This window comes from Marinobacter xestospongiae, assembly GCF_023156385.1.
GTDB lineage: Bacteria > Pseudomonadota > Gammaproteobacteria > Pseudomonadales > Oleiphilaceae > Marinobacter > Marinobacter xestospongiae.
This window is the reverse complement of sequence record NZ_JAKZAK010000018.1, coordinates 114,930-124,202: the sequence shown is the minus strand read 5'-3', so window position 1 is coordinate 124,202 and position 9,273 is coordinate 114,930. Positions and strand designations below refer to the sequence as shown.

Annotated in this window: 10 protein-coding genes and 2 tRNA genes; 3 read left to right on the top strand and 9 right to left on the bottom strand. The window is 59.1% G+C overall.

Annotation, left to right across the window (positions count from 1 at the left end; all coding sequences use genetic code 11):
* Nucleotides 1–156 precede the first annotated feature (156 nt).
* The 3 genes from MLD24_RS14060 to MLD24_RS14050 all read left to right on the top strand — a co-directional run bounded on the left by MLD24_RS14060 (nucleotide 157) and on the right by MLD24_RS14050 (nucleotide 1,258).
* Entirely contained in the window at nucleotides 157–549 is a 393-nt protein-coding gene (locus MLD24_RS14060; protein ID WP_248167260.1) for a GFA family protein, read from the top strand.
* 65 nt (nucleotides 550–614) lie between these two features.
* Entirely contained in the window at nucleotides 615–896 is a 282-nt protein-coding gene (locus tag MLD24_RS14055; protein ID WP_248167257.1) for a DUF6500 family protein, read from the top strand.
* A complete protein-coding gene (locus MLD24_RS14050; protein WP_248167255.1) occupies nucleotides 893–1,258 on the top strand; it encodes a hypothetical protein in 366 nt (121 codons plus the stop codon). The genes MLD24_RS14055 and MLD24_RS14050 overlap by 4 nt, the downstream gene beginning before the upstream one ends.
* A 297-nt stretch (nucleotides 1,259–1,555) precedes the next feature.
* On the opposite strand, the gene MLD24_RS14045 is transcribed toward MLD24_RS14050, so the two are convergent.
* The 9 genes from MLD24_RS14045 to MLD24_RS14005 all read right to left on the bottom strand — a co-directional run bounded on the left by MLD24_RS14045 (nucleotide 1,556) and on the right by MLD24_RS14005 (nucleotide 8,832).
* Nucleotides 1,556–1,632, bottom strand: a tRNA-Met gene (locus MLD24_RS14045).
* Nucleotides 1,633–1,838: 206 nt separating this feature from the next.
* Entirely contained in the window at nucleotides 1,839–2,930 is a 1,092-nt protein-coding gene (gene ychF, locus MLD24_RS14040) for a redox-regulated ATPase YchF (protein ID WP_227172151.1), read from the bottom strand.
* Between the two features lie 138 nt (nucleotides 2,931–3,068).
* Nucleotides 3,069–3,659, bottom strand: a complete 591-nt coding sequence (gene pth, locus MLD24_RS14035; RefSeq protein WP_248167252.1) for an aminoacyl-tRNA hydrolase — start codon at nucleotides 3,657–3,659, stop codon at nucleotides 3,069–3,071.
* Nucleotides 3,660–3,685: 26 nt separating this feature from the next.
* Complete coding sequence (locus MLD24_RS14030) at nucleotides 3,686–4,324, bottom strand: 50S ribosomal protein L25/general stress protein Ctc (RefSeq protein WP_227172149.1); 639 nt, start codon at nucleotides 4,322–4,324, stop codon at nucleotides 3,686–3,688.
* A gap of 148 nt (nucleotides 4,325–4,472) precedes the next feature.
* A complete protein-coding gene (locus MLD24_RS14025) occupies nucleotides 4,473–5,417 on the bottom strand; it encodes a ribose-phosphate pyrophosphokinase (RefSeq protein WP_227172148.1) in 945 nt (314 codons plus the stop codon).
* A 49-nt stretch (nucleotides 5,418–5,466) separates the two neighbouring features.
* Nucleotides 5,467–5,541 (bottom strand) — tRNA-Gln (locus MLD24_RS14020).
* A gap of 19 nt (nucleotides 5,542–5,560) precedes the next feature.
* Nucleotides 5,561–6,415 carry a 4-(cytidine 5'-diphospho)-2-C-methyl-D-erythritol kinase gene (ispE, locus tag MLD24_RS14015; RefSeq protein WP_248167250.1) on the bottom strand — a complete coding sequence of 285 codons (855 nt, stop codon included), beginning with the start codon at nucleotides 6,413–6,415 and terminating at the stop codon, nucleotides 5,561–5,563.
* A 33-nt stretch (nucleotides 6,416–6,448) separates the two neighbouring features.
* Nucleotides 6,449–7,087 (bottom strand): lipoprotein insertase outer membrane protein LolB, encoded by a 639-nt coding sequence (gene lolB, locus MLD24_RS14010; RefSeq protein WP_248167247.1) that lies wholly within the window; start codon nucleotides 7,085–7,087, stop codon nucleotides 6,449–6,451.
* On the bottom strand, nucleotides 7,084–8,832 hold the full coding sequence (locus MLD24_RS14005; protein ID WP_248167244.1) for a tetratricopeptide repeat protein: 1,749 nt from the start codon (nucleotides 8,830–8,832) through the stop codon (nucleotides 7,084–7,086). Before MLD24_RS14005 ends, lolB begins: the two co-directional genes overlap by 4 nt.
* Nucleotides 8,833–9,273: the final 441 nt, after the last annotated feature.

Below are 9,273 nucleotides of genomic sequence, written 5' to 3'. Positions count from 1 at the left end.
GCGTTAATCGGATGGGATAACAGTGACCAAAAATGATAGGAAAATAAAGGGTTACCCACCAGAAGAAGTGAAGAGCCTGATTTATACAGTGTTTGGCTGTGTAATGGCCGGGGGAGTTTCAATTCCCGGTCAGCCAACCAATGAAGGAAAAAGACAATGATCAACGGAAGCTGTTGCTGTGGAGAGGTGCGGTTTGAGCTCAGTGAGGCGCCAGGCATGTTGGGAACATGCCACTGCACTCGGTGCCGCAAGGTTGGCGCAAGTGCGCTGGTGTTTGTGCGGGCGGATACGTTCAGGATTACTCAGGGCCGTGATCGGATATCTACCTTCAAGGCACAGCCGCCCTACAAATACGATCGGTGCTTCTGCTCGGTGTGTGGTACGGCTCTGGGGGAGGTGCTTTCCGAGGCGGAATCCTTCCCGGTTGCCGCCAATTGCATTGACGATGAGCTGCTGCTGGAGAACGCCTTTCATGAGTTTGTGTCTGAAAAGCCCGGCTGGCTGACGATCGGCGACGGTGCCAAACAGTTCGATGGCCACCCGTTCTAGGTGTGAAGCGGTAACACGGCGGGTAAAGCCCGCCGTGAGCCTGTATCCGGCGTATGGAGTGCACGGTGAAACAATCGTTGAAAGAGAAAGTCGTCCAGGTATGCAGACGCAAGATCGCGCAAAAAGGTGAGGGGGTCTCGGTCTCATTCTATGCCTTTTTCGCCAACAGGAATGATGACCCCGAGTTGCTGATGGAAGCCGCAACCTGGTGGATTCAAACCCATAAGCTGGATCATTTTGAAAGGGCGACAAAGATTTTGGCGATGGTGGAGAAAGAGGCATCGCCTGAACAAGACGGGACGCCGGCTGGAAACCCTCTTGATGCCCGTACGGCCGAAGGCACATGAAAGCGCTATCAACGCTTGTCGCTCTGACGCTGTTTGTAATTGCCGGATGCTCGCAAGCACCTGCCGATAGGCCTGCTGAGGTGCATTTCTTCTACGGTGAGCACGAAGTCGTGGCAAGGATTGCAGAAGACCTCAGTTTTAAGGGCGCGATCCGGGAACGCGACGAGGCGGTTGGCTTCTATGGAACCGTGCGCGCCGAGGGTGATAGTGAAGCTTATCTGGTCGACATTGTTGTGGCGAGAGAGGCCGAGGCCGGAGAGATTCGCCAGAGAATTAATACCGTTTTCCTGGCGCAAGTCGACAAAGCCGTGGTGATTGGGCAGGTTGACGATGTTTCGTTCAGGCTGATGTTGCACAAGTAGGCGGTTCGTTCGATTCTGAATTCGGGACTAGCGCTCTCGCATCCTCCGGGTCAGCCGGTGTTCCCCGGATCGAGCGCTGGTATTTTGCAATCGTTCCTAAGTAGTCGTCATGGAGGATCTTCAGTAAGGCTCCATTGAGTCGAGGTTATGGCTTCGGGAGGGACAAAACTATCGCAAATTGGGGCCAAAACTGCCGCCGCGCTACAGTTGGTTCTAACCAGTGCAGACAAGATGTAGTGAGTTTGTAGTCGACCAACGAAAAAAGGGTTACAGCGCGAACTGTAACCCTTTGAAATCTGGTAGCAAGGGGCGGAGTCGAACCGCCGACCCCAGCATTATGAGTGCTGTGCTCTAACCAACTGAGCTACCTTGCCAAGTCGTCTAATGGCCTGTAACCATCTAACGAGGCGCGTATTTTCAGGATTTTGGCGGTCGCTGTCAACCCTTTCGGTGGGATAATTTCAAATGCGTTCGCTGCCTCTGTGTTGCGTGAGTGGCAGAGCTCGGTGAGGTCTGAATTTCGGACATGAAAAAGCCCGCGCGCTTTCGCGGGCGGGCCTTGGGAGGCGCTGGGGTGGCCTCAGACGTTGAAACGGAAGTGGATGACGTCACCGTCCTTGACGATGTAGTCCTTGCCTTCCAGGCGCCACTTGCCGGCATCCTTGGCGCCGGCCTCGCCATTGCAGGCGATGTAGTCGTCGTAGCCAACCACCTCGGCGCGAATGAAGCCGCGTTCGAAGTCGGTGTGGATGACGCCGGCAGCCTGTGGCGCCGTGGCGCCGACACGCACGGTCCAGGCTCGCACTTCCTTTACCCCTGCGGTGAAGTAGGTCTGCAGGTCGAGCAGGCTGTAACCGGCGCGGATTACGCGATCCAGCCCGGGCTCTTCCATGCCCATCTCTTCCAGGAAGACGGCTTTCTCGTCGTCTTCCAGTTCTGCGATCTCCGCTTCCATCTTGTTGCAGATGGGCACCACCACGGCGTTCTCTTCCGCAGCGATGGCTTTGACCTTGTCCAGGTATGGGTTGTTCTCGAAGCCGTCCTCATTGACGTTGGCGATGTACATGGTGGGCTTGACGGTGAGCAGGCACAGTTCTCGAATGGTGGCGCGCTCATCGTCGCTCAGGTCCATGCTGCGCACAGGCTTGCCTTCGTTCAGCACCGGCAGCAGCTTCTCGAATATTTCCTGTTGGGCTTTGGCGGTCTTGTCGCCGCTCTTGGCAACACGCTGGACTCGCTTGATGGCCTTTTCCACGGTATCCAGGTCAGCCAGTGCCAGTTCGGTGTTGATCACCTCGATATCGGCAGCCGGATCGACCTGATTGGCCACGTGGATCACGTTACTGTCATCGAAACAGCGGACGACGTGGGCAATGGCGTCGGTCTGGCGGATGTTGCCCAGGAACTGGTTGCCCAGGCCTTCGCCTTTGGAGGCGCCCGCGACCAGGCCGGCAATGTCGACGAATTCCATGCTGGTGGGGATCACCCGCTCCGGCTTCACAATCTCCGCCAGCTTGTTGAGGCGCGGGTCAGGCATGGGGACCACGCCGGCATTGGGTTCGATGGTGCAGAACGGGAAGTTCTCGGCACCGATGCCCGCTTTGGTGAGCGCGTTGAACAGGGTGGATTTGCCCACGTTGGGTAGGCCGACAATGCCGCAGTTAAAACCCATGGAATGCCTCTGCTGATACTGAAAAATGTGGCCGGATTATACCGGTGTCCGCACCGTGGTGCGAGTAAGGGGAGATCGCGCTGTGCGGTCACCCTGAAAGCGGTGGTGACGTTGGTGGCGGAAGGGGAGGTGGTCCGTTCAGTCCTGAGGTTTGAAACTGTGCAGCCGGTTCATCGCTGGGGCCATGTTGCCATTGGCCGCGTCAGGGAGTACCCGGATGATTTCATCAATCAGGTCTTCGAGTTGCTCGGTTTCCTTCTTGCCAAAACGACCAAGTACGTAGCCGGTTACCTGACGGCTGTCGCCGGGGTGGCCAATACCGAGACGGAGGCGGTGAAAGTCGCGAGTGCCGAGATGGTTGATGGTGTCGCGCAGACCATTGTGGCCGCCATGGCCGCCGCCTTTCTTCAGTTTTGCGGTACCGGGGGGTAGGTCCAGTTCGTCGTGGGCGATCAGGATCTGGTCCGCAGAGATCTTGTAGAAGTCCGCCAGTGCCTTGATGGCCAGGCCGCTGCGGTTCATGAAGGTGGTGGGGTTGAGCAGATGCAGGTCGAGACCCTGCCAGCGCAGGCGGGTGTAGAGACCGTGGTATTTCTTTTCCGGTCGCAGCGACTGACCCGCCTGGCGGGCCAGTGCTTCGACGAACAGGGCGCCGGCGTTATGACGGGTGTGCTCGTAGTCGGGTCCTGGATTGCCCAGGCCCACGATCATGGCAAGCTGCTGCGTCATTCGCCGGTTCCCCTGTTGGGCGAGGATTACGCCTCGCCTTCACCGCCTTCAGCGTCTTCGGCCTCGTCAGCCTTGGCGCCTTTCGGCTTGTGGATCGCCACAACCGGCTGGTCGTGATCTTCGCCTTGCTGCAGCGCGGCGATGCGTACGCCACCCGGCAGTTTCAGGTCGCTCAGGTGAACCACCTGATCCATGGCCACGTCAGTCATGTCGACTTCGATGAACTCAGGCAGGTGCTGAGGCAGACAGATCACTTCCACTTCGTTCATCTGGTGAGAAACCGCGCCGCCTTGCAGTTTAACGGCAACAGCGGTGTCTTCGTTGGTGAAGTGCAGCGGTACGTTCACGTGAATCTCGTGGTTACGGTCAACGCGCTGGAAGTCGGCGTGGGTCAGGATCGGCTTGTACGGGTGACGCTGCAGATCCTTCAGGATGACGGTTTCTTCGGTGCCGTTGTCGACCTTAACGGTCAGGATGTGAGAGAAGAAAGCTTCGTTTTCCAGGGCTTTCTTCAGCTCGTTGTGCCAGATGGCGACCGGAGTTGCGTCTTTCTCGCCGCCGTAGATGATGGCGGGGATTTTACGTTCTTCGCGACGCAGGCGGCGGCTCGCACCCTTGCCCTGGTCGTCACGAAGGAATGCTTCGATTACGTAGTCCTGAGACATGGTCTTTACCTCAATCAACACCTGTGCGGCCCGCGACCAGGCTTTTTGCAGCAGGTGGTTAGTGTCAAAATGCCGATTTTATCGGCGGCTTAAACAAACCGGGAGCCCCTGAAGGCTCCCGGTTCGAATCTTGTTGCCTGGCGGCGACTTACTCAAACATCTGGCTGATGGATTCTTCGTTGCTGACGCGACGAATGGATTCCGCCAGAAGGCCCGCCATGCCGAGGGGCCGGATTCTATCACAACCCAGGGCTTTGTCACCCAGCGGGATGGTGTCGCACACCACCAGCTCATCCAGTGTGGAGTTGCTGATGTTGTCGATCGCCGGACCGGACAGTACCGGGTGGGTAATGTAGGCGATCACCCGTGAAGCACCGTGCTCTTTAAGGGCGTCGGCGGCTTTGCACAGGGTGCCGGCGGTATCGACGATGTCATCCACCAGGATGCAGGTCTTGTCCCGTACGTCACCGATGATGTGCATCACCTGGGAGACGTTGGCTTTCGGGCGGCGCTTGTCAATGATGGCCAGGTCGGCATCATCCAGGCGTTTGGCCACGGCGCGGGCGCGAACAACACCGCCCACGTCGGGGGAAACCACCACGAAGTTTTCGAAATTCTGCTTTTCAATGTCTTCCATCATCACGGGGGTGGCGTAGATGTTGTCCACCGGGATGTCGAAGAAGCCCTGAATCTGGTCGGCGTGCAGGTCGACAGTCAGCACACGGTCAACGCCGATGCTGGAAATCATGTCGGCAACCACCTTGGCGCTGATGGCGACACGGGTGGAGCGTACCCGGCGGTCCTGACGGGCGTAGCCGTAGTAAGGAATAACCGCGGTAATTCGGGTAGCAGATGCCCGGCGCAGTGCGTCCGCCATGACAATCAGTTCCATCAGGTTGTCATTGGTCGGATTGCAGGTGGGCTGAATGATGAAGACATCGTGCCCGCGGACATTTTCGTTGATCTCAACGGTAGTCTCACCGTCACTGAACTTGCCGACTGTGGCTTGGCCCATGGGGATGGCCAGCTTCTTGGCAATGTTGTGGGCGAGTTCCGGATGGGCGTTGCCCGCAAAAATCATCAGTTTGGACACGACGGTATCCCTTGCGTTCTCAGCGTTGGATTCAGAAGAGGAAGAAAGGTGGCTGGGGTGGCAGGATTCGAACCTGCGCATGACGGGATCAAAACCCGTTGCCTTACCACTTGGCGACACCCCAGTATCGTGCTTCTTTGGCATCATGTCAGCTCTGTTAGCTTTTTGTGTAGAGGTGAATGGTTCACCCCTTTAGCTACGAACCCCGTGATGCCGGAGGGTTTGCTTTCCCAGATATTCCGGGCTGCGGATTCTGTCGGGAAACGTCCAAAAATGCAAGCCCCGGTTCCGGTTAATCTTGCAGGTCCGAATTGTGAAAGCCATTCCAGGCTTTTTCTAACCTCGGGATACAGTTCGCAAACCACATCCTCACAGTCGTTTCGGTACCTCGAGGCGTCTCCCTCAAAAGCGGGCGCTATTATGGTTTTAGGCGTGTCACGTGTCAACCCTGGATGTGAAAAAATTTTCCCGGTGTTGATATGGCAGTCTGCTTTGAGCACCAGAAACCAGTCTTCCGGCGGTTCCACCGGAGTCAGAATTTCCCCGACGCCTTCGCCCCAGGCGGCGAAGCCGCGAACGAAAACCGGCACATCCGCGCCGAGCTGAAGCCCGAGTTCCGCCAGGGTGTCGAGGTCGAGATCCAACTTCCAGAGCCGGTTTAATCCCAGCAGGGTTGTTGCCGCATTGGAGCTGCCACCGCCAAGACCACCACCCATAGGCAGGCGTTTGTCCAGATGAATGTCGACGCCCGGGAGGGATCGGTCTGTCCGCTTGGCCAACAGGTGGGCGGCTTTCACGATCAGGTTGTCGTCATGCTCAACCCCAGCGAGGGCGGGCGTCAGCCGAATCTGGCCATCCTGTCGCTGCTGAAACGTCAGCTCATCTCCATAGTCCAGAAACTGGAACAGGGTCTGGAGATCATGATAGCCGTCGCTGCGACGGCCGGTGATGTGGAGGAACAGGTTCAGCTTGGCCGGGGAGGGCAGGCTCAGGGTCATGGTCCGTATCCGCGGGGTAGGGGAAAGAAAGCGTCAGGGCTGCTCGGCGCGTTGCCAATCGGTGATCGCCAGGCGTACCCGGCGTTCGCCCCGCAGAGCGGTGATGCGGGCGGGCAGTTCCGGCAACGGCTCGATGAACGAGCGCCAGCGATCATAACGGATCTCCCAGCCACCCTGGCGGATCATCGCGACCCGCTGCTGTTGATCAAAGAACAGACGGTAGTTGCTGCCAGGGTTGGGCAAACCGCGCACCCACCAGGTCAGATCGGACAGCGGTAGTTGCCAACCGGTTGCCGCGGCCACCAGGGCTTCGGGATCGCCTGAGCTATACACGTCGCCATCCGGCAGGGTCAGCTCCATAAAACCCGGGGTCCCGGTGAGCCGGGTGCTGCCAAGTCCCAGAAACGCGGAGGACAGCGACAGGTCGTAGCGTTCCCGGTGCTGAGTCCACTGATTGATCACCGCCGAGCCGCTATCCGATGGCTGACGTACCGCCAGTTTGCCCATCAACTGCCAGTGCTGCAGGGCGGTGAGTTGTTCGGTGCGGGCGGACCAGTCTGCCGGCGGCTGGTCGGTCAGGCCCTCCGGCAACGGTTCCAGTTGAATGGTGGTGCAGGCACTCAGGGTGACCAGGCACACAATGAGAGCTAAGCAGGAGCGGACGGTGTTCACAGATCCTGCTCCCCGGTCAGCCGCAGGATGGTTTCCCGCAGGATCGGGTGTTCCAGGTTGTCTTCAAGCGCTTTGCGCCAGACCACCCGAGCCTGTTCCTGTTCACCGATCTGCCACAGCAGTTCACCATAATGGGCTGCGACTTCCGGGTCGGGAAATTCCCGATAGGCGGCCTGGAGGTACTCAAGGGCATCCAGTGGCCGGCCCTGCTGGAACAGCACCCAGCCCATGCTGTCGAGAATGGCGGGGTTGTCCGGGTCGAGCTCCAGCGCGTGGCGAATCAGCGTTTCCGCTTCGTTCAGGCGATCTGTGCGGGTGGTGAGGATGTACCCCAGGGCATTGAGGGCGACGGCATTGTCCGGTTCCTGGTCAAGGACGTGGCGCAGGTCTGCCTCGGCGTCTGCGGCGCGCTCCAAAGTATCCAGCAGCATGGCGCGGGCATAGCGCACCCGGATACTGTCCGGCAGCGTGGTCAGGGCGTCATTGGCGGCAGCGAGGGCATCCTGCTTGCGGTGATGCTCCAGCAGCAGGTTGATTTCCAGCAGCCAGAAGTTCTCCGCCTGTTGCGGGTTGGCGTCCCTCAGCTTGCGGATGTTGCCCAGGGCGCTTTCGATATCCCCGAGTTCTGCCTGCAGGGCACTGGCCCGGGACAGCGCCGGGAAGTAGTGGTTGCCTTGTTCCACCTGCTCATAGAAGCCGATGGCCTGCTGGTAACGCTGTTCTCCATCGGCAATCTTGCCCAGATAGAAGTGGGCCTCGTCGGTGTGATGTCCCTGTTCGATCAGGCGACTGAGGTCCTCGCGGGCGATATCGATCTCACCGTTCTCCAGCGCCACCAGGGCGTGGGAGAGGCGCAATCCGGGAACATCCTTGAACTGTTCCATCAGGCGACCGAATTCGTCCTGGGCGGCCTGCAGCTCACCTTCGTTGATCAGCATGCGGCCATAGAGTGTGCCCATCTGCCGGTTGTCCGGGAAACGCCGGGTATTCAACAGCAGGTGGTCCAGAGCCTTGGTCTTGAGGCCGGTTTGGTACAGCAGGTCACCTTTGAGGATCAGCGCGGGCTGGAAGTTGGGATGCTCTTCCAGAAGTGGTTCCAGGCGCGCCAGGGCGGTGGCGGGCTGGTTGTTGATCTTCATCAGCAGCGCGATGCTGTACTCGATTTCCAGGTTGCCTGGATGGCGGCTGGCCAGCTGGTCATACAGTTCCAGCAGCTCTTCCTGTTGTTGTGGATCGAGCTGGGCGGCGAGGGCGGCCAGGTTGTCGAAATCGGCATCGGCCCCCAGATCCATGATCTGCTCCATATGAGCGAGGGCCGTTTCCAGCTGATTGCGCTTCACCGCCTGGATCGCCAGTACCCGGTGGGCTTCCAGGTTGTCGGGATCGGTTTCCAGCCACAGGGTCGCCAGCTGCTGCTGGGCATTGTCACCGTTCAGGCTCTGGGCAATGCGAAGGGCGCGTTCAATGATGCCGCTGTCCCGGGACAGTTGGGCAGCCTTGAGATAGTTCACCAGGGTAACGTCGTAGCGGCCGCGCTGAGCCGCCACCTCCGCTGCCAGCAGCAGGTACAGTTCTTCCGGTTCAAAATCGCCGTAAACAGGCTCCGGGATTGTCGTGGGAGCGGTTGTGGAGACGGCGGTCTCTTCGGTGGGGCTGTCCGACGGCGGGCTGTCCATCAAGTTGGCGCAGCCCGACAGCGAAAGCCCCAGCAGGCTGGCAACGAACATCAAGACCGGTTTTTGCATGCGAGATCCTGTGTTGGTTCTGGAGCCCGGGGCTCCTTGGGCACGACGCAGCTGACTGCGCGCAGGGCCTTATGATGGCATAAGGCCCTGGCCTTGCCCAATCGGATGCAGGGAGCCCCTGATCAGCTCCGAACCGCCTCTGCGTGATCTGAGGGCTGCAGTTGCAAGGCGTGGTACGCAGCCAATGGTCCCGGCCGCACCCGGATAGTCCTTGGAGAACGCCGCAACACCGCAGATGCAGCCCTCAGAGCACGCCCTTCGGGGCCTTCAGAGCGATCCACACTCAGCGTTGTGACTTTTTGAAAGGCAACCAGCCTTCCTGCAAAGCCGCGCCTTGAGTGTGAACCGCTCTGAAGGCCAGAGGTGATCCGGAGCTAATCAGAGTCTCCCTTGCGGGTGTGACTGCAGTATCGATGTACGGTTCCGTGGCTGTTGCCTGGG

What these genes read in the sequence shown, in the direction of transcription:
- pth (WP_248167252.1), bottom strand. Translation starts at nt 3,659, where the DNA reads ATGACGCAGCAGCTTGCCATGATCGTGGGCCTGGGCAATCCAGGACCC.
- MLD24_RS14005 (WP_248167244.1), bottom strand. Translation starts at nt 8,832, where the DNA reads ATGCAAAAACCGGTCTTGATGTTCGTTGCCAGCCTGCTGGGGCTTTCG.
- MLD24_RS14030 (WP_227172149.1), bottom strand. Translation starts at nt 4,324, where the DNA reads ATGTCTCAGGACTACGTAATCGAAGCATTCCTTCGTGACGACCAGGGC.
- MLD24_RS14060 (WP_248167260.1), top strand. Translation starts at nt 157, where the DNA reads ATGATCAACGGAAGCTGTTGCTGTGGAGAGGTGCGGTTTGAGCTCAGT.
- ispE (WP_248167250.1), bottom strand. Translation starts at nt 6,415, where the DNA reads ATGACCCTGAGCCTGCCCTCCCCGGCCAAGCTGAACCTGTTCCTCCAC.
- ychF (WP_227172151.1), bottom strand. Translation starts at nt 2,930, where the DNA reads ATGGGTTTTAACTGCGGCATTGTCGGCCTACCCAACGTGGGCAAATCC.
- MLD24_RS14050 (WP_248167255.1), top strand. Translation starts at nt 893, where the DNA reads ATGAAAGCGCTATCAACGCTTGTCGCTCTGACGCTGTTTGTAATTGCC.